This window comes from Microvirga sesbaniae, from assembly GCF_025460805.1.
GTDB lineage: Bacteria > Pseudomonadota > Alphaproteobacteria > Rhizobiales > Beijerinckiaceae > Microvirga > Microvirga sesbaniae.
The window spans coordinates 217,673-236,816 of record NZ_JAMXFJ010000007.1; the positions used below are offsets into that span (position 1 = coordinate 217,673).

At 66.5% G+C, this 19,144-nt stretch carries 19 protein-coding genes; 8 read left to right on the forward strand and 11 right to left on the reverse strand.

Going from position 1 to position 19,144, the window contains the following annotated elements:
* Positions 1–62 precede the first annotated feature (62 nt).
* Complete coding sequence (locus OCW50_RS13080) at positions 63–1,769, reverse strand: IlvD/Edd family dehydratase (RefSeq protein ID WP_262297817.1); 1,707 nt, start codon at positions 1,767–1,769, stop codon at positions 63–65.
* A gap of 102 nt (positions 1,770–1,871) precedes the next feature.
* Here OCW50_RS13080 and OCW50_RS13085 point away from each other — a divergent pair, with 102 nt between their 5' ends.
* The 4 genes from OCW50_RS13085 (at position 1,872) to OCW50_RS13100 (ending at position 7,019) form a co-directional block, all read left to right on the forward strand.
* A complete protein-coding gene (locus OCW50_RS13085) occupies positions 1,872–2,513 on the forward strand; it encodes a GntR family transcriptional regulator (protein ID WP_262297818.1) in 642 nt (213 codons plus the stop codon).
* A gap of 248 nt (positions 2,514–2,761) precedes the next feature.
* Positions 2,762–3,559: an HpcH/HpaI aldolase family protein gene (locus OCW50_RS13090; RefSeq protein WP_262297819.1), complete on the forward strand. Its 798-nt coding sequence runs from the start codon at positions 2,762–2,764 to the stop codon at positions 3,557–3,559.
* Between the two features lie 346 nt (positions 3,560–3,905).
* Positions 3,906–4,601: a gamma-glutamylcyclotransferase gene (locus OCW50_RS13095; RefSeq protein ID WP_262267580.1), complete on the forward strand. Its 696-nt coding sequence runs from the start codon at positions 3,906–3,908 to the stop codon at positions 4,599–4,601.
* A 1,323-nt stretch (positions 4,602–5,924) separates the two neighbouring features.
* On the forward strand, positions 5,925–7,019 hold the full coding sequence (locus OCW50_RS13100) for a replication protein RepA (RefSeq protein WP_262297820.1): 1,095 nt from the start codon (positions 5,925–5,927) through the stop codon (positions 7,017–7,019).
* A gap of 213 nt (positions 7,020–7,232) precedes the next feature.
* On the opposite strand, the gene OCW50_RS13105 is transcribed toward OCW50_RS13100, so the two are convergent.
* Positions 7,233–8,213, reverse strand: coding sequence for an aldo/keto reductase (locus OCW50_RS13105; RefSeq protein WP_262297821.1), 981 nt, complete (start codon positions 8,211–8,213; stop codon positions 7,233–7,235).
* 369 nt (positions 8,214–8,582) lie between these two features.
* Between OCW50_RS13105 and OCW50_RS13110 the strand changes: the two genes are divergently transcribed.
* Positions 8,583–8,999: a (R)-mandelonitrile lyase gene (locus OCW50_RS13110; protein WP_262297822.1), complete on the forward strand. Its 417-nt coding sequence runs from the start codon at positions 8,583–8,585 to the stop codon at positions 8,997–8,999.
* Positions 9,000–9,095: 96 nt separating this feature from the next.
* Here OCW50_RS13110 and OCW50_RS13115 read toward each other — a convergent pair whose 3' ends face one another.
* From OCW50_RS13115 to OCW50_RS13135, 5 genes are all read right to left on the reverse strand, one after another.
* On the reverse strand, positions 9,096–9,863 hold the full coding sequence (locus tag OCW50_RS13115; RefSeq protein WP_262297823.1) for an SDR family NAD(P)-dependent oxidoreductase: 768 nt from the start codon (positions 9,861–9,863) through the stop codon (positions 9,096–9,098).
* Between the two features lie 86 nt (positions 9,864–9,949).
* Positions 9,950–11,194, reverse strand: a complete 1,245-nt coding sequence (locus tag OCW50_RS13120; protein ID WP_262297824.1) for a flavin monoamine oxidase family protein — start codon at positions 11,192–11,194, stop codon at positions 9,950–9,952.
* Positions 11,195–11,513: 319 nt separating this feature from the next.
* Positions 11,514–11,948, reverse strand: coding sequence for a potassium channel family protein (locus OCW50_RS13125; protein ID WP_262297825.1), 435 nt, complete (start codon positions 11,946–11,948; stop codon positions 11,514–11,516).
* A gap of 7 nt (positions 11,949–11,955) precedes the next feature.
* A complete protein-coding gene (gene cax, locus OCW50_RS13130; RefSeq protein ID WP_262297826.1) occupies positions 11,956–13,083 on the reverse strand; it encodes a calcium/proton exchanger in 1,128 nt (375 codons plus the stop codon).
* 39 nt (positions 13,084–13,122) lie between these two features.
* The gene (locus tag OCW50_RS13135; RefSeq protein ID WP_262297827.1) at positions 13,123–13,413 is read right to left on the reverse strand and encodes a hypothetical protein; all 291 of its coding nucleotides are present in this window, start codon (positions 13,411–13,413) and stop codon (positions 13,123–13,125) included.
* A gap of 311 nt (positions 13,414–13,724) precedes the next feature.
* Between OCW50_RS13135 and OCW50_RS13140 the strand changes: the two genes are divergently transcribed.
* The 3 genes from OCW50_RS13140 to OCW50_RS13150 all read left to right on the forward strand — a co-directional run bounded on the left by OCW50_RS13140 (position 13,725) and on the right by OCW50_RS13150 (position 16,521).
* Entirely contained in the window at positions 13,725–14,162 is a 438-nt protein-coding gene (locus OCW50_RS13140) for a hypothetical protein (RefSeq protein ID WP_262297828.1), read from the forward strand.
* Positions 14,163–14,576: 414 nt separating this feature from the next.
* Positions 14,577–15,044, forward strand: coding sequence for a hypothetical protein (locus OCW50_RS13145; RefSeq protein WP_262297829.1), 468 nt, complete (start codon positions 14,577–14,579; stop codon positions 15,042–15,044).
* A gap of 160 nt (positions 15,045–15,204) precedes the next feature.
* Positions 15,205–16,521: an MFS transporter gene (locus OCW50_RS13150; RefSeq protein WP_262297830.1), complete on the forward strand. Its 1,317-nt coding sequence runs from the start codon at positions 15,205–15,207 to the stop codon at positions 16,519–16,521.
* Positions 16,522–16,568: 47 nt separating this feature from the next.
* Here OCW50_RS13150 and OCW50_RS13155 read toward each other — a convergent pair whose 3' ends face one another.
* From OCW50_RS13155 to OCW50_RS13170, 4 genes are all read right to left on the reverse strand, one after another.
* The gene (locus OCW50_RS13155; RefSeq protein WP_262297831.1) at positions 16,569–16,910 is read right to left on the reverse strand and encodes a phasin family protein; all 342 of its coding nucleotides are present in this window, start codon (positions 16,908–16,910) and stop codon (positions 16,569–16,571) included.
* A 20-nt stretch (positions 16,911–16,930) separates the two neighbouring features.
* Complete coding sequence (locus OCW50_RS13160; RefSeq protein WP_262297832.1) at positions 16,931–18,166, reverse strand: HlyD family secretion protein; 1,236 nt, start codon at positions 18,164–18,166, stop codon at positions 16,931–16,933.
* Positions 18,159–18,647 carry a hypothetical protein gene (locus OCW50_RS13165; protein WP_262267566.1) on the reverse strand — a complete coding sequence of 163 codons (489 nt, stop codon included), beginning with the start codon at positions 18,645–18,647 and terminating at the stop codon, positions 18,159–18,161. The genes OCW50_RS13160 and OCW50_RS13165 overlap by 8 nt, the downstream gene beginning before the upstream one ends.
* A 137-nt stretch (positions 18,648–18,784) precedes the next feature.
* A partial coding sequence (locus tag OCW50_RS13170) for an SDR family oxidoreductase (RefSeq protein ID WP_262297833.1) occupies positions 18,785–19,144 on the reverse strand: 360 nt, incomplete at its 5' end.

Below are 19,144 nucleotides of genomic sequence, written 5' to 3' on the forward strand. Positions count from 1 at the left end.
TCCCGGTGATCCCGGTCGCAAGGCCGGCACGGGAGTGAGCTCGTACGCGTTCGAGAATGGTGTCAGCAGAAGTCGAAGTCGCAGCCCTCGTCCGCCTGCAACACGGTCCTGAGATAGAGGCCCCAATATCCTCGCTTCTCTTCGGACAGGTGACGCGGCGGCTGCCATTCCTGAGCGCGGCGCGCGAGCTCGTCTTCATCCACGAGAAGCTCGAGGCGCCGCTCGGGCACATCCAGTCGGATCAGGTCTCCGCTGCGCACGAGGCCTAGCGGGCCGCCGGTCGCGGATTCGGGCGCGACGTGGAGCACGATCGTCCCGAAGGCGGTGCCGCTCATGCGCGCGTCTGAGATCCGGACCATGTCCGTCACGCCCGCCTGGGCGAGCTTCTTCGGGATCGGCAGATAGCCGGCCTCGGGCATCCCGGGGGCTCCTTTCGGGCCTGCATTGCGCAGGACGAGAACGTCGTCCGCCGACACGTCGAGCTCCGGATCGTCGATACGGGCGACGAGATCCTCCACCGACTCGAACACGACCGCGCGGCCGGTATGCCGCAGAAGCTCGGGCGATGCCGCCGAGTGCTTGATCACCGCCCCGAGAGGCGCGAGATTTCCGCGTAGGACAGCCATGGCACCGGCCCGTTTGAGAGGATTGTCCAGGCTCCGGATGATCGTCTGACCGGGCACGTCCTCGGCGCGGTCGGCGATGGCCCCGATGGTCGCGCCGGTGACCGTGACGGCCTCCAGATCGAGGTGATCGCGCAGTTCCTGCAACAGGCGGGGAACACCGCCGGCCCAGTGGAAATGCTCCATGTACTTGGCACCCGAGGGTTTCAGGTCGACGAGCACGGGAACCTCGCGCCCGATCTGATCGAACTCGTCCAGGTCGATCTTGATGCCGCGCCGGCGGGCGATCGCCGCCAGATGCACCAACCCGTTGGTCGAACCGCCGATGGCCTGCAGCACCACCATGGCGTTGCGGAACGCCGCCTCGGTCAGGAGCTCGCTGGGTCGTATCCCGCCCTGCGCCAACGCGACCGCCTGGCGGCCGCTCGCCTCGGCGGCACGGATCCGGTCGGCATGGGTGGCCGGAATCGAGCCGGTCCCCGGCAGGGCGATGCCGAGCGCCTCGACGAGGCAGCCCATGGTGCTTGCGGTGCCCATGACCATGCACGTCCCCTGGGTCGGGGCCAGACGGCCGCTGACGACCTCCACCTCGTCCTGGTCCATGAGTCCGGCCCGGTGCTGCCCCCAGAGGCGGCGGCAATCGGTGCAGGCCCCCAGCATCTCGCCCTTGTGATAGCCGACCAGCATCGGACCCGTGATCAGTTGGATCGCCGGGACGTCGGCGCTCGCGGCCGCCATGAGCTGCGCCGGCACGGTCTTGTCGCAGCCTCCGATCAGCACGACCGCATCCATCGGCTGGGCTCGGATCATCTCCTCCGTGTCCATGGCCATGAGGTTGCGCAGGAACATGCTGGTCGGGCTGGCGAAGGATTCGTGGATGGAGATCGTCGGGAACTCCATCGGCAGTCCGCCGGCCAGCATGACGCCCCGTTTCACCGCCTCGATCAGGCGAGGCACGTTCCCGTGGCAGGGATTGAAGTCACTGAAGGTATTCGTGATTCCGACGATGGGACGTTCCAGCGCATCGTCGGAGAAGCCAGCCGCTTTGATGAAGGCCTTGCGCAGGAACAAGGAGAAGCCGGGATCGCCATAGCTGGTGAGACTGCGCCGCAGGCCGAAGGCGGAAGGCTTGGGATCATTGCTCATGACGAGAGATCATTGACGTGCTAACAAGATTGTCAACAATAATGTTGAGGCGAAAGCGAGGGCCGTATGGATGGTGGGGAACGTCGGGCATCGACCGATCGCGTGAGACTGGTCGCCAATGCCCTCGAGGAGGAAATCGTCCTCGGGTGGCTGCAACCGCGGGAGAGACTGATCGAGGAGGACATCGCGACTCGTTTCGACGTCAAGCGGCATGTGGTGCGCGAGGCGATCGCCGAACTCGAACGCATGGGGTTGGTCGAGCGCGTTCAGAACAAGGGCGCGACAGTGCGCATGCTGAGCCCGACCGATGTCCGCCAGATCTATTTCGTCCGGGAGGCCTTGGAGACCCTGGCGGCACGGGAGATCCCGCTGCCACCCCGGCCGGAGACGATCGCGACCCTGGTCGAAATCCACCAGCAGCATTCGGCCGCTGTCGAGCGCGGCGATGCCCGGGCTGCCTTCAGGGCGAACATGGCCTTCCACACTGCGCTCTTCGGAGCCTGTGGCAATCCGCACCTGATCGAAGCGATCCGGACCCTCGCGCAGAAGGCTCACGGAGTGCGCTCCTACACGGCGGCGAATCCCATGCTCCTCGCCAGGGCCAGGGACGACCATCGAGCGATGATCGAGGCTCTCGAAGCGTCCGATCGGGAAAGGCTGGTCGAGCTTTGCCAGGACCACCTCAGGCCGTCCCGGGAAGCGTACCTTGCCGCCCTCGAGCAACGCTTCGGCAGGACTGGATGATGCTCACGATCGATGAGACCACACCGTGATGATGAGGCTCGTCAGAGCGCGAGCGCATCAGGCGTCAGGTGCAGTCGCTTCTGCACGCCGGGCGATGCGCCGCATTCGGTCAGGAATCCCGGCTTTGCCCCGAGAAGCGGCCGTCCTGGGCCCATGTCCCGTCCTGGGCCCATGTCCCGTCCTGGGCCCATGTCCCGTCTCGCGACGAAAATGACCGAAACAATGATCCAACACAAGGGTGATCAACGATGGACCTTCAGCGCAACGCCTTCAAAGCCGCCCTCAAGGCGGAGAAGCTGCAGATCGGCCTCTGGAGCAGCCTCTGCAGCAACATCGTGGCGGAGATCATCGCCCAGAGCGGCTTCGACTGGATTCTTCTCGACATGGAGCATTCCCCGAACGAAGTTCCGGGGATCCTGAGCCAGCTTCAGGCCCTCGCCGGCGGAACCGCGACACCCATCGTGCGTCCGGCCTGGAACGATCCCGTCCTCATCAAACGTCTCCTCGATATCGGGGCACCGGCGGTTCTGATCCCGTTTGTTCAGAACGCCCAGGAGGCGGAGCAGGCCGTCGCGGCCTGTCGCTATCCTCCGGCGGGCATCCGCGGCATCACGTCGGTGAGCCGTCCGAGCGGCTACGGACGCCTGCCGGCCTACCTCAAGCAGGCCGACCAGGAGACGTGCGTCCTGGTGCAGATCGAGACCTCGCAGGCTCTTGGAGAGCTGGAGGCCATCGCCGGAGTCGAGGGTGTGGACGGCGTATTCATCGGACCGGCGGATCTGTCCGCATCCCTGGGCCATATCGGAAACCCTCAGCACCCCGAGGTACAGGCCGCCATTCGCGATGCCGTTCGGCGGCTTCGGGTCGTCGGGAAGCCGGCCGGCATTCTTGCCCCGCGCGAGGCGGATGCCCGGCGCTACATTGAATGGGGCTATCGGTTCGTTGCCGTCGGGTCCGATCTGGGGCTTCTGGTCAAGGGCGCCGACGACCTAGCGCAGAGCTTCCGATCGCAGCCCTCGGAGAGCACTCCGTCAGATGGCCGATGAGAGCCCGATTGGCGCCGGTCTGATGAAAATGTCCGGCCCTCAGTACGGCGCCGCCATGCATCGAGCGCATCCTGCGGACCCAGAGGGCCGCGTCGACGATGCGCCAGCCACGAGTGAAGCATCGTGCGAAAAAGTGGACCCGGTTTTTCGCGTCGAACGATGCGCCAGCCCGGAGTGGAGCATAGGGGCCAAAAATTGTTTTAAAGTTTTGGGGCCCTGGTTGGGGCATGAACATACGGTAGCCTCAAACCTCCATAAAACCGATTGTCTCGGATCGAGGGCAAGTGGATCCTCGTCCGGGTGCGAATGGCTCGCGGCCCGTCCGGCCGCGGAGGCGGAGACCGGGATGGAAGGATCGATCGGGAAGAACAAGCATCCCCTGACCCGGGAGGCTCTGCGGAACGGCTTCGTCGGCGAGATGATCGCACGTTCGGGAACCAACCTTCGGGTGCTCGGCGACGAGGAGCGGCGCCGATCCCTGGAGGAGACGCTCGCTGCCCAACCCAATCCTGGCGAGGATGTCTGGCTGTTCGGCTATGGTTCCCTGATCTGGAACCCGGCCTTCCATTATGCCGAGCGTCAACCCGTGCTGATCCGGGGGTGGCACCGCCAGTTCTGCCTGGCCACGCCCATCGGGCGCGGGACGCCGGAGCGCCCCGGCCTGGTTCTGGGACTGGATCGAGGAGGCTCCTGCAGAGGTGTGGCTTTTCGCATCCCGCGCTCCGAGGCGGAGACGGAACTCGAACTGGTCTGGCGGCGCGAGATGGTGACAGGAGCGTATGTGCCGCGCTGGGTCACGCTGACCAGCCCGGATCTGCCCCACGGCGCTGCCGGCATCGCCTTCACCATCAACCGGGCAGCGCCGAACTATGTGCGTCCGGTCTCGGAGGCCGACACGGCCCGGGTGATCGCCACCGCTCACGGGGCCCTCGGCTCATGCCGGGATTACCTCTTCGACACGATCCGTGGCCTCGAGGGGTTTCAAATCCACGACCACCACCTCGAAAGGCTTGCGCGGCTGGTGCACGAATACCGGGACTGAGCGATCGGAGGCCTTGAGCATCGCACGTGAAAGGTGGACTCGCCTTCGGGATCCGATGCTCACATCCTGAAGCGGCGCATCGTTCGGGGCGGACCCGCAGGACCGCGCGAGGCGCTCGGCGGTCTGCCGATCGCGCTCACCGGGACAAGCCCGGCCATGACGTGCGAGGGTGACCATCGCCTTGGCGCCCCCCTTCCCACGCCCCACCCACGTCATGGCCGGCCTTGTGCCGGCCATCCCGATCCGGTGAAACGCCGCGCCACAGACAAGCGGGATCACCGGGACGAGAGCATCGGACGGAAAAGTGGATCCGGTTTTCCGTTCTGACCGATGCCCTCATTCAAGAAGAAAGCATCGGATGGATCCCAAAAGTGCAAGTCCACTTTTGGGTCCGATGCTTGAACCCGGTGATGACGTGGTGGGTGGGATGGGCCGGTGCGAGCACCCTCCCACGATCACTCCCCCGTCATGGCCGGGCCTGTCCCGGCCATCCCGATTGTCCGATGCTCCCATCTTGAAGCGGCGCATCGTTCGGGACAGGGCCGCGCGAGGCGCTGGGTCGCCCTGCTTTTCGGGTCTACGAAGAGTTCGATTCGCCCTCCATCGGGCGGAGCCGGGCCCGTGGAGCCACCTTGCGGACCGAATTCGATCGGATGAAGAATCCCACGAAAAGCGGGACTTTCGGCACCATAGGTAAGTATTTGAATCGATTCAGGTTCAGGAAGATTATGAGTCAGGTATATGCAGGCGGCGAAAGCTCAATCGCGTCAGTCCCTTAGTCGCGGAATCCGCATAGAAGTCTGCGTGGTCCCGTATCGAACTCTGCGCTCGATCGCATTGGACTCGGCGTTGAAAAAGCGGGCCTCAACATAGGAGTCTGCGCAGCCGCGCATCGGACTCGGCGAAGCCATTGGGCTAAAGGCTTGTCGCTCAAGCCGAAAATTTCATGGCGCCTGCATCGAACTCTGCGCAGGCTCGAAGCCTCTCCGCCCGGAGGGCGTTCTCATCCCGTCTCGGACGGCGTTTTGATCGAAGCGTATCGAATTCTGCGCAGCTCCGGACGAACGGCCGGAATCCCACATTCTTCCGCTGCCCTGCGGGGCGTATTGAACTCTGCGTGTGACTGACCGGGATGCGCGACCGCGCCGGACATCGGCGAGAGCCGGTCTGTCTCCCTTGGTATCGGCCGACCCTGCCCGCGCCTGGGGCGATGAAAGCTCTGGATAACTCCCGATCTCCGGTCACCGCGAGGAACCCGAGGCCGGTTTCGGCGCGTTGCGAGTCCGCGAGCCATCTCCACGCCCGACGAGTCCAAGAGGCAATATGACCGCTGAAGACCATCTCGCCACGATCCGTGATGCCGATCTCCTGGAGGAGGTCGAGCGCGCCCGCGGTCATTTCATGTTCAAGACCATTGTCGAGCACATCGCCCATAAGCAGGAGCAGCGCGACGCCCAGCTGGCGAAGCAATCCGCCGTCGAGGCGCGACGCGCCGCGATGAGCCGAGATCAAAGGCGCCGCGATGCCGTGCGGGAGGTGATCGAGGCCGCGCCGAGTTCCCCGGAAAACATCCAGCACATTCACAGCGTTCTGGCGCTCTGCGGGCTCCCCTATCGCGAACCCAAGGGCGAGCGCGAGTTCTTCCGCGAGTATGGCCGGAACACGCTCAGCATCATGGCCGGTCGCCTGAAGAACCCGCGCACGGGCCAAATGGAGGTTCAGGGGCTGCCCTATGGGCCCAAGGCCCGTCTCGTCCTGCTTCACCTCTGCACCGAGGCCGTTCGCCAGCGCAGCGCCCGGATCGAGGTTGCAGACAGTCTCTCCGGCTTCATCAAGCAGATGGGCTTCCCCGTGACAGGGGGCGAGCGCGGGACGCTCCGGCAGTTCAAAGAGCAGTTGAACCGGCTGGCCGCCTGTACGATGCAGCTCGGCCTCTGGGACGGTGCGTCGCGGTCGAGCACGTTGAACGTTCCGCCGTTCCGTCAGCTCGACATCTGGCTGACCGGCAACTCCGATCAGGGCCTGCTGTGGTCGAACACGGTTCAGTTCCACGCCGACTTTTATGAGAACCTCATTCAGCACGCGCTCCCGGTCGACATCCGGGCCGCGCGGGCGTTCTCCGGCTCGGCCCGGAAACTCGACATGCTGTTCTGGCTCGGATACCGCCTGCGGACGGTGCAACGACCGTTGAAGCTGAGCTGGGACAATCTTCATCAGCAATTCGGCTCCGACAACGCCAGCATCCGGAGCTTCAAGCAGGCCTTCAAGGGGGACCTGGCTCATATCAAGGAAGTGTTTCCGCGCCTGCGCGTGTCGCTCGACGAAGGCGGGATGCTTCTGCTCCCGACGGACCCGAGCGAGCTTCTCGTCCAGCCCAGACGTCCGAAAGCGGAAAAGCTCAGCGCATCAGCCGCTTAGGAGCGCAGACTTCGATTCGGCCCGATCTCGAAAACCCGGGGCCACGGCTTCGATGAGGCGCCTGGAGCATCGGACGGAAAAGTGGATCCGGTTTTCGCTGACGCGGCCCGCTGGGTCCGTTCTGACCGATGCTCTCATTCAAGAAGAAAGCATCGGATGGATCCCAAAAGTGCAAGTCCACTTTTCACGTCCGATGCTTGAGCACGCTTCCGCTCAAACGAACCCGGCGAGAGCGTGCGGCACATAGGCCTCTTCCAGCTGCGCGATCTCCTCGGGGCTCAACGTCAGGGACAGGGCGGCTACGGCATCGTCCAGGTGCTGCGGCTTCGTGGCGCCGACGATCGGTGCGGTCACGACCGGCTTGTGCAGCAGCCAAGCCAGTGCCACCTGCGCCCGCGGAACGCCGCGCCGGGCCGCGATCTCGGCCACCCTCCCCACCACCCGGCGATCGGCCTCGGCGGTCGTGGCGTACAGCGACTTGCCGAATTCGTCCGTCTCCGAACGGGCACTGCTCTCATCCCAGTCGCGGGTCAGGCGACCGCGGGCAAGCGGGCTCCAGGGGATGACGCCGATGCCCTCGGCCTGGCACAGGCGCAGCATCTCCCTCTCTTCCTCGCGGTAGAGGAGATTGTAGTAGTTCTGCATCGACACGAAGCGCGTCCAGCCGTTCAGGTCCGCCGTGTAGAGTGCCTTGGAAAATTGCCAGGCATACATGGAGGAGGCTCCGATGTAGCGAGCCTTGCCGGCCTTGACGACGTCGTGCAGGGCCTCCATCGTTTCCTCGATGGGTGTCGCGTAGTCCCATCGATGGATCTGGTAGAGGTCGACATAATCGGTGCCGAGCCGACGCAGGCTGTTGTCGATCTCGGTCATGATGGCCAGGCGCGAGAGCCCCGCCCCGTTCGGTCCCGGGCGCATGCGTCCATGCACCTTCGTGGCGATCACCACCTCGTCCCGCCGGGCGAAATCCTTGAGCGCGCGGCCGACGATCTCCTCGCTCGTGCCGTCGGAATAGACATTGGCCGTATCGAAGAACGTGATGCCGAGCTCGAGCGCGCGCTTGATGAAGGGACGGCTCTGCTCCTCGTCCAGAGTCCAGGGGTGGTTTCCGCGACCGGGAACCCCGTAGGTCATGCAGCCGAGACACAGGCGGGATATTTCAAGGCCGGAGCGGCCGAGCCTCACATAATCCATGACAGTGTTCTCCTTGCATTCGTTGTGGCGGCACCGGCCCCGTCGCGGCCCGGACAGGACACAGGGGGCCCCAGGCCAATTCCCGAACGGGTGGACCAGTTATATGGCTCGTCGGGGGATCGACCAGCGGGCAACCGAGTGTCGGCAGACCTATTGAGGAAATGGGGGCGTCGCGGCCGGATGCCGGGCCTGGACGCAGGCCCTTCCCGAGGCCGCTCGTGCGGCCCTGCGGGTCCGCGTCCAACGGTGCGCCAGCCAGGAAAGGAAGCATCGGGTCCGATCCCGATATTGGGCCCACATTTCACGTCCGATGCTGTAGATACATCGTCGACAGCAGCCGATTGCGCACGCAGACAAGGAACGTCGACCATGGACATCAAGCGAGCCGGAGCGGAGCCGTCCGGCACGGGACCGCAGGAGTACTTCACCGGGACGGTGCGGATCGATCCCCTGTTCAGCCCGCCCGATCCGGCGCGGGTCGCCGGTGCCCTCGTGACGTTCGAGCCCGGCGCCCGCACCGCCTGGCACACGCATCCGCTCGGACAGACCCTCATCGTCATGACGGGCCTCGGCCTCGTTCAGCGCGAGGGAGGGCCGATCGAGGAGATCCGGCCCGGCGACGTGGTCTTGTTCCCTCCAGGCGAGAAGCACTGGCACGGCGCGTCTCCGACCACGGCCATGAGTCACATCGCCATCCAGGAGAAGCTCAACGGCTCGACCGTCGACTGGATGGAGCACGTCACCGACGAGCAATACGGGATGTCGGCCAGGGCACGGCCGGTCTGATCGGCGGCGAGACGCTCGAGGGGGGCCCGGTGTGGCGGCTCACCGGGTCGAGGACGCGCGACCCTGGGCGCCTTGAGCCGGAGCCAACCTCCCGGTTCAGAACAGCGAGATGCCGGTCAGAGCAGCAAGTCTGGTCATGAGCGCGTCCTGGAACACGGGATCGGACGCTTGCGCGGCCGGGGCCTGACGCTCGCGGTGGTACCAGTACCCACCGCCGACCCTTGCGGCCGGATCGTTGCTCACCGCGAGCCAGGTCTGGGTGCGATGCCCCTCTTCCAGATCGTCCGGCGCTCCACGACCGCCCATCCGGGTCGGGACCCAACCCGGATCGACCGCATGGCTCGAGACCTCCGGCCAGTGCCGCGCGACGGCAAGAGCGAGCGCCGCAACGTAGAGCTTGCTTTCCGCGTAGGCCCGGGTTGCATCCCAGCGGCGCTCCGTCCAGTCGATGTCGTGCAGCGGCCCGGTGCCGCTCCGGTGCATTCCGCTGCTCAGGTAAATCAGCAGTCGAGGGCGTTCGATCAGGCCCGTCAGGATGTACGGGGCCAGCGTGTTGACCGCGAGAATGGCCGCGTGCCCCTCCGGGGTCGCCGACCGGTCCTGCACCGCATAGATGCCCGCATTGTGGATCACGGCATCCATGCGACCGATGGCATTGACCTGCGCGGCGACCGAGCGGGTCTCAGCTGCACGGCTCAGGTCGCCGACCACGATGCCGGCCGCACGCGGCGAGAGCTCCGCGAGCGCTGAGGCGCGCTGCTCCGAGCGCGCATGCAGGACGACCCGGTGCCCCTGCTCGATCAGAGCCTGCGCGGCCGCCCGACCCAGGCCTTCCGTGCTGCCGGTGATGAAGATCGAAGCCATGGCGCTCCCCCTGTTCCGTCGACGCCATGACGTTAGAGCATCGGATGGATCCCAAAAGTGCAAGTCCACTTTTCACGTCCGATGCTTTAGCGCGCGCGGACACCGAGCGAGGCGACGACCTCCTCGGCAGCCCGCAGCCCACTCTGGTAGGCGCCGTGGGCGGTCGAGAAATCGTGCCGCTCCGTCGCCTCCCCGGCGAAGAACAGCCGCTGGTCGAAGGGACGAGCGAGACTATCCCGCGCACCCGCTCGCCCGGGAAGGGCATAGCTGTAGGCGCCCCCCACATGCTCCATCCGGCTCCAGGCGGACATGGCCAGCGGACGGAGCACGGCTCGGACCTCCGAGCCGAACAGCGCCGCAAGCTGATCGACGGCCTGGGCGAAACCGGCCGCGGGGCCGCTCTCGGCCAGAGCCCGGGCCCCCTCCCCGCCGAAGAATCCTTCGATCACGGGGCGGCCGAACGGGCGGATATAGTAGGACCCCGTTCCGGCGTCGTGTGGATCACCGATCACATGGGTCTCGGGTTCGAACGGACCTTCTCCGACAATTTCCAGGAACAGCTTCTCGTTCCGACCGAGCGGCAGGCTTCCGGCGGCATGGCGCCAATCGTCGAGCGCGGCCGGCAGCCTGATCGTCCCGCCGGCGAGCACCGAAGTCGAGACGGTGAGGATGGCGCTGCGCGCCGTGATCGAACCGGCGCGCGTCACGATGCCCACACCGCCGGTGTCGAGATCGATGGCTTCAACCGGAGTGGCGAGGCGAAGTGCGACGGTGGGCGGAAGGCTCGCCGCCACGAGGGTCCCGTATCCCGCCGGCACCCGCCAGTTATACCTGGTCGAAGCCCTGTCGTAGGCGAGGTAATCGGCAGCCGAGAGACGTTCGAGGCCGGCGCCGCTGATATAGCCGCTGATCGCCTGAAGATAGGCGTTCCATGCCCCGCCAGGCTCCAGGGCATCGGCGGCGCGATCCCCTGGCGGGGGCTCGCTGTTCAGACGGTCGTGCCATGCGGCGTAAGCCTCATCGGCGGCTTCCTGCTCCGCTTGGGAGAAGCCGAGGTCGCCATATTGCTGGTTCCAGGCCGACCGCCTGCGGTCGACGGCAAAGCCGGACGCTTCGGCGATGCGGACCCACGGATTGCGATCGGCCGAATGGAGCCAGCCGCAGCCGAGGTCGAGCGCATGCCCGGCGAGGGTCGCCGTGAAGGCACGGCCGCCGATCCGCTGCGACGCCTCCAGCAACAGCGTGGACACTCCGCTTTCTGCTAAACGGCGCGCAGCTCCAATCCCTGCGGCGCCACCTCCGATGATGACGACGTCCCAGTCGATCCCCATCCATTTCGTCCATTCGCTGCGATCATGCTCACCTACACCCGCGGCGTTCGAGCGTCCATGGCAAAGCCGACCGAGGCTTTCCCGCGCGATCCGTCCCGAGCCTCACGTCAATGGGCCGGAGGCGGCTTTTGTTCAGCCAGGGTCGCCCGGCGCTCCGGACACCATGGTCGCGGCTGGCGGGGACGGTCGATCCAGGCCTCGCGGATGGGCCGGACGATGCGATCGGCGCCGATCACGCGGAGAATCGGCTGGTGCGGGCGCGGGAAGCGCCTCGCTGTCGCGGGCGATGGCCGTCGGCGTGTCGCCCCCCTGCATGCGATCACAACTCGGTCTTATGATCGCGGATCCGCATCCCCTGCCTCATCACCTCGAAGATGACCGCGGTCGACCAGCCGAACAGCAGCACGCCGTTCATGGCCGCCATGGGTCCGAGCAGGCGCCAGCGCTCTCCCGGCAGGACGTCGCCGTAGCCCAGCGTGGTATAGTTCACCAAGGCGAAGTACAGCACGTCGGCCCCGGGCGGAGCGACATCGAGGAACGCATAGGCGAGCGACCACGTGACGACCTCCGCCATGTGGGCGACCAGGAGCACTCCGACGACCGCCACCATGAGGACGGGAAGCCAGGTCTGGGCCGAACTGTGCTTCCATGTCAGGGCCCGGCGGCCGGTCGCCACGACCGCCGCCATCACGACGGCATGGATGGCGATGTTGCCCAGGCTGACGGCGCCACCCACGAGAAGCTGTCGCAACATGGCCTACCTATTGCGGCGCCGGGATGAGGTACAGGATGGCCGCGATGATGACGTAGAGCGCCACCAGTTGGGCGCCTTTGAACCAGTTGGATTGGCCCGTGGTCGCAACCGTCGCCCCCAGGAGCACCGCCCCGAACAGCATCCACATCTCGGCCTGTGAGAACACCAGACGGAACTCCGCCGGCCCGATGGCCGGTGCGATCAGCACGAGGACGGGAGCAACGAAGAGGGCGATCTGCACGCAGCTTCCCAGGGCGATGCCGATGCTCAGGTCGACCCGGTCGGCCCGACCCATGGCAATGGCCGAGCCGGACTCGGCGGCGCCGCCGACGAGCGCGAGCACGATCACTCCCATGAACATCTGCGACATGCCCAGCGAGTGGCCGGCCTGCTCGGCTGCGCCCACGAGGATCTCGCTCATCCATGCCGCACCGAGGGACGCGGCCAGCAGCGTCGCGACACCCCATGCGAGGCTGGGATGATCGTGCGTTCCGGTGTCGGCGGGGGTGCTCAGCTCGGCGAAGGTCTCCGGATGGGTTCTTAAGGAATAGAGCAGGAAGAGCCCATAAAGCGCGAGCAGGACGGCGGCCACGACGAGATCCAGGGTGGCATGCACCCCGAGGTGCGATTCCTCTTCCAGGACACGGTGGAAGGCGCTTGGAAGGGCTAGGCTGATCCAGGCGAGCACCATAGTCGACGAGTAGGTTCGCACCGCATCCGGATTGTACTTCTGACTGTGATGCCGGAGGCCGCCGAGCAGGAAGGACAGGCCGAGCGCCACCAGCAGATTGGCGAGCAGCGCTCCGACGATGGAGGCGCGAACCATCTCCACGAGGCCGGCGCGCAGGGCCGTCATGGCGATGATCAGCTCCGGCAGGTTGCCGAAGGTCGCGTTGAGCAGACCCCCGATCGTCGCCCCGGTATGGGCGGCCACCTGCTCGGTTCCCTGGACGATGAGCTTGGCGAACGGCATGATGGCCAGGGCGGCACAGAAGAAGATGACTCCGGCCGGAGCGATGCCCGCACGGTCGAGACCGGCGGCGACGGGCGCGAGAACCAGGAGCCACAGAAGAGATGGCTTCAGCCAGGCGGCCTGGGGGGCGAGGCGTGCATCGGAATAGGGATTGTCGGTCATGGCCTCGTCTCTTTCCCGCGTGGGTCCGAACAGCTCGGCTCACCGCCCGTTGTCGATCTCGACCGAGCCGCAGACCCCTCCGACCGGGCATTGCGCGACGTCGACCGTCCTGACCCAGGCGGGACGCACGGTCTCCTGGAAGGCGCAGAAGCTCCCATCGCGAACGTAGCGGTCGTAGGTTGCCGGTCCGGTGCGCAGCATGACCGCGCCCCGCGAAGCCACGATCCCTTTGGCCTGGGCGCAGGTCATCGCAAGGGTCGTCGAGCCGGACTGGGCGCCGGCACCCGTGACGAAGCCCGCAATGCCCGCGGCCACCAGGAGCGCCCTCATGGCTTCTCCGCCTTTCGAAAGGCACCATACCCGAGCAGGAACGCGGCGCTTGATCGGATGGGACAACCGCTTGACACTTTGCGCCGCCGCATGGCGCGATCTCGGCGAGCCGATCGCCGCCCGTTCCCATCGGAGCACCGAAGGATCCGCCTTGATCCCAGCCTCGTCGCAGCGCCCGCTATCGACGCGACGCCCATGGCCCAAACTGCCAAGCGCTTGTCCTCTTCCGTCAAGCACGGTGGTGCGGCCCGCCTACCATGTTGCATCGGTGGGCAGCAGAGGACGACGATTCGGTCCTCGGGGAGGTCACGATGAGACTTGCGGGATTCCTGGGCGCTGCCGGGCTCGGCCTGATCATGATCATGTGCTCCGCCATGTCCTCCGCCCTGTCCGGCGCGGCGGCCCAGAGCGGGCTCGCCCGGTTCCAGGGCGCATGGCTGTCGGGCAGCGCGGATTGCGCGGAGGTCTACGCCTCGTCCGGCAAGGAAGCATCGTTCAAGCGACCGGTCGACATCTTCGCGCCCGCCTTCATCGTGACCGGCAGCCGCCTGAGGACGCCCCAGGCGACGTGCCGCATCAAGTCCGCCCGGGCGACCGGGGACCGTCAGCTCCTCGTCCTCGACTGCGCCAATTCGGTGGCAGGCAGCGAGGTCAGGGTTCTCATGTCCCTGCAACCCGACGGCTCGCTGCGGCGCTACTTCAACGAGCGGGATACGACCGGCACGGAGTACAAGCAGTGCTCCCGGTGAGAGTCGGGAAATGAACCGACCCTGGGGCGCCGCTCCTCCCCTTCGGCCGGTTGAGGACAGTCTCAAACTGTCAAGACTCTGTCCCAAGCGATCAAGCACGACCCTCCGGCGGGTATAAGCTGTCCCGTTGCGGGCTGCGGGTCATCTGCGCCGCCGGGATTGTGGGGCATGTGGGCCCGGTGCGCGTGGCCGAGCCAAACCCGAGCGCCGCCGATGAACGAGGCGGCACAGGTCCGGAAGGCCCCTAGCGCGTCGGACGGAACAGTGGACCCGGTATTCGCTGACGCGACCCTTCGGGTCCGCCTCATCCGATGCGCCATTCAAGAGAAGGAGCCTCGGACCCAAAAGTGGTGTCCACTTTCGGGTCCGGGGCTCTAGAGAACCCGAGCGGACCTCGGGCCCTTGGAGGCTGCCATGAAGAAACTTGCAACACTCGCCACGGCCGCGTTGATCCTGACGGGCAGTGTCGGGACGGCCGACGCACAATATTGGCGCGGGCCGGGCTGGGGCTATGGTGGGTACTATCGGTCGGGCTGGGGCGGCGGCGCCGTTGCGGCCGGACTGGTCGGCGGAGCAATCCTCGGTGGACTGATCACCGCGGCCGCCACGGCCCCTGCCTACGGGTATGGGTACGGCTATCCGGCCTACGGCTATGGCTATCCTGCCTACGCCCCGTGGCCAGGCTACTATTACCCCCGTCCCGCCTACTACTATCCCAGGCCGGTCTATTACGGCCCGGCCTACTATCCTCGCCCGGCCTATTACGGCCCGCGGGTCTATCCGCGCCGGGTCTATTACGCTCCCCGCTCCTATGGCGCCTATCGAGGTTACTACGGTCCGCGCTACCTGGGGCCCCGAGTGGCCTACCGCCGATATTATTGAGGATGTCGCGCTCTGGACGATGCCGTCCGCACGTCGTGAAGCCGCCCGTGCCTGCGTGTCGCGGGGCACGGGCACGGCCTGTCGTGACTCGGCCCGGATGCGCCCGGACCCGGATGAACCGGTCGCCGCGGCTCCCTCGCAGTGAGGAGGGCATCGGGGGATGACGGAGGTGAGCCCACGAGCCGTGTCCCCGGATGGAGCGGCGGCTCCAGCCCGGCGCTGGATCGTCGTGGGCATGCTTTGCCTGCTCATGCTCGTCAACTTCGCCGACAGAGCGGTTCTCGGTCTGGCCGCTGTCCCGATCATGCGGGACCTGGGGCTGAGCCATACCGAGTTCGGTCTGATTGCCGCGAGCTTCTTCACCTTCTTCTCGCTGAGCGCCGTGATCGGCGGCTTCCTGGTGAACCGGATCGACACCACGTGGATGCTGGCCGGTCTTGCGCTGATCTGGTCCGTGTGCCAGCTGCCGCTGCTGCTGCCGGCCACCGTCGCGGCCTTGGTGGCCAACCGGGTGCTCCTTGGCCTCGGCGAAGGCCCCGCCTACCCCGTGGCGGTGCACGCCGCCTACAAGTGGTTCCCGAGTGAGCGCCGGGCGTTGCCGACGAGCGTGATAGCTGTCGGAGCCCTGGCGGGTAACGGGATCGTGGCGCCGGTGATCGTCACCATCATTGCCGCCTGGTCGTGGCAGGCCGCCTTCGGGCTGCTCGGTGTGCTCGGCCTCGTCTGGTGCGGCGCCTGGCTGATGGTCGCCCGCGAGGGCCCCCTTGTCGACAAGGGCCGTGTCGCGGGCAGCATCGTCGAATCCGAGAAGCCGATGCCATACCGCCGCCTGCTCGGATGCCGAACGGTGGTCGGGGTCGAGATCGTCGGCTTCAGCGCCTATTGGCTTCTCACGATAGCGATCGTCTGGCTGCCGGCCTTCCTGCACCAGGCCTTCGGCTACACGCCGATCCAGGCCGGCTGGATCATGATGCTGGTTTCTCTCGGCCAGATCGTTCTGCTGCCCGGCGTATCCGGCCTTTCCGACGGGCTCAAGCAGCGGGGCGTTTCGAGCCGGATCGCGGGCGGATGGATGGGATGCGCGGCGGTCCTCGCGGCGGGCCTGATGGTGATCCTGATGTCGCTCGCCACCGGCTCGCTGCTCGTGATCGTCTGTACGGTGGTGGCGTTCTCTCTCTGCAACGTGATGTTCGTGCTCGGCCCCGTCCTGGTCGCCGAGGTCACACCGGTCGCGCAGCGCGGGGCTACCCTCGGCATGGTCAACGCCGTCACGACGCTGGCGGGTCCTCTCGCCCCGACTTTCATGGGGCTGGTGATCGATGCCGGTGCCGGAACGCCTGAAGCAACCCGCAACGCACTCCTGCTTGCAGGCCTTCTCGCCGTCGTCGGCGCCTCCGCGGGGTTCGTCCTGATCGACCCGGAGGCCGACCGGGCGCGGGACGACTCATCGCTCCGGATGGAGCGGTCTTCAGCCTGAGACGGGCCGGCAGCCCTGCCGGTGTCGAGAGCTCCTGCGAAAGCCCCTCACCGTCCGGAGCGGCCTCCCTCGTTCAGGGCCCTGGTGCACAGCGCCATCAGTCGGGTCATCTCGGATCCGTAGTCGCGCAGGGTCTCCTCGAGCCAGCGGGTCTGAATCGCCGTGGCGTCCGTCGGGCTCTTGCAGCCCAGCATGTCCCGGGCGGCCTCGCCGTCCTTTCCGAGCCGCATCGAGACGAATTCGATCATCTCGCGATGGCATTCGGCCGCGACGGCGATCCACGTCTCGGCGGACTTCGCCAGGGCCTGACCGCCGTCCCCGGCCATCGTCAGTGCATCGCTGCCGCGCCGCATCTCGGACGTGGCTGACATCTTCGGCATGGTGGCCATGTCTTGTCCTCCGTTTGGCATCAATGCCCGCCGAGCACCAGGGTCTGGATCGGAAACACCAGCGCCTGGATGCGCAGGATCATCGCGTGCACGAGTCCGACGGCATCCACCCCGTGAAGGGCGAGCCCTTTCAGGGTGCCGACCTGCCCCGAGGCGATCAGGTCGTGGTTGCTCGTATAGGCGTTGGCGATGCAGCTGCTGCCCGGCGTCACGCCATCGAACCCATCCGCGTAGAGCGGCTCGAGAAAGACCAGGATCGTGCCCGGCCGGACCACCTGCTGCGCGTCGAGCAACTGCTCGCCGCTGCGGATCTGGCCGGCCGCGATGAAGTCCTGCACGCCCGTCACGACCATCGGGATGACCGTCCAGGGCTTCGACGCGCAGGTCGCTTCCGCCACCATGCCGACCTTCATGACCTGGGCCTCGATCTGACCGAATCCGGCCTGCAGGCGCCCGCGCCCGGCCCCTTCCGGAATCAGGACGCCGGCAGGACGCATCAACGGGTTGACGACGTCGCCCACGCGCAGGGTGAACTGCTCCACCTGCCCGTTCACGCCCGCCCGCACCACGGTCTTGTCCAGCTCCACCTGGGCCTGAGCCAGCTCGGCTTCGGCGCTGGCCTTCTCGGCGGGAAGCAGGGTCGAGATCCGCGTCTCGGCCTGTTCCCTGGCCGCCGTGGCGGCGTCGATGGTGCCCTGGCGCCCCTGCACGGTGACCTGGAGACGCTCGATGTCGCGCGTGGCGACGGCGCCTGGATTGCGGCGGTAGATCTCCTGCTTCGTCTCCAGCTCGTCGACCGCCTGTTGATAGGCGCTCCTCGCCTCGACGATCCTGCCCTCCGCCGCCGCGACATCGGTCCGCGCCGCCGCCAGTTCGGCATCGACCTGGGCGATCTTGCGGCGCGCGGTCTCCGCCGCCGCCTCCTGCTTCGAATTGTCGAGCCGGAAGATCGGCGCGCCTTGTTTGACCGCGCCGCTCACGCCGTCGACGAAGATCTCGGCAACGCGCCCGTTGGTCTCGGGCAGGATCGGAATGGTGCGGAAGAACGCCGTGGCGTTCGTGGTCGACGGATGATTGTAGAAGATCACCGTGATCAGCCCGATCGTGAGCATCAGGCACGTGATGATGCCCCAGCGCAGTTCGAACCACACCGAGAAGAGCGTGATCTCCTTGCCGAGGCGCTTGCCCTGGCCGTAGCGGCGGTAGAGATAATCCGGCAGGATCGTCAGCAGGGAGCAGAGAAGAAGCTCAAGCATGGGTCCGCTCCTTCGGGGTCCGGGACAAGGCGATGGTTTTCGGCACTTGAACCGGGTCACTGCCGGCCGCTTCCGCCGTGGTGGCGCTCTCGCCCATCTCGTCCGGCGCCTCGCCGGCACCCTCGCCGGGCTTCAGGCCGGCGATCCTTTCAAGCGATCCGGCGATCCGGCGAAGCGGATTGCCGAAATCCGGAAGGTCGATCAGGGCAAGCAGGAGACCCGCCACCCAGAACAGGTGCACATGGGTGAACAGGGCGAGCAGCCCGAGCACGGCGACGATCTCGAACTGGAGCTTGTGCGACCTGTGCGCCATACGCTCGGGCAAGGTGTGCAGTCGCAGGAACAGCAGGCCGACGGCCAGCACCGCGAGCACCAGGAACACCGCCACCACGACCATCAGGACATCGGTCTCGCCCGGCGCGGCGATGAACATCGGCAAGTGCTGTGGGGCGGCAGGATGCAGATTCAGCGACGCGGCCATGAAGGCTCTCCCAAGATCATCCAGGCTCCGGGCCCGAGGACGGCCGGCCCGGGGGCGGCCGGCGGATTGGGCAACGGGACATCGAACGTCATCATCGGCAACTCCCTTTGTCGCCCCTCGGTCCCAGGGCGGTCCGATCACGCCATGATGCTGAGGCCGCCGTCGACATAGGTGGTGGTCCCCGTCAGCCGTCGCGCGAAGGGTGTGGTCAGGTAAGCGGCGGTCAGGCCGACGTCGTCGATGTCGACCAGTTCGCCGATGGGCGCCCGCTCGATGGCCTCGGTGAGAAGCACGTCGAAGTCCTTCAGTCCGGAGGCCGCGCGGGTTTTCAAGGGACCGGGAGACACGGCATGCACCCGGATGTGCCTGGCGCCCAGCTCGAACGCGAGATAGCGCACCGCGCTCTCCAGCGCGGCTTTCACCGGCCCCATCAGGTTGTAGTTCGGGACCACCTTGTTGGCGCCGTGATAGCTCATCGCGAGCAGCGTGCCGCCTTC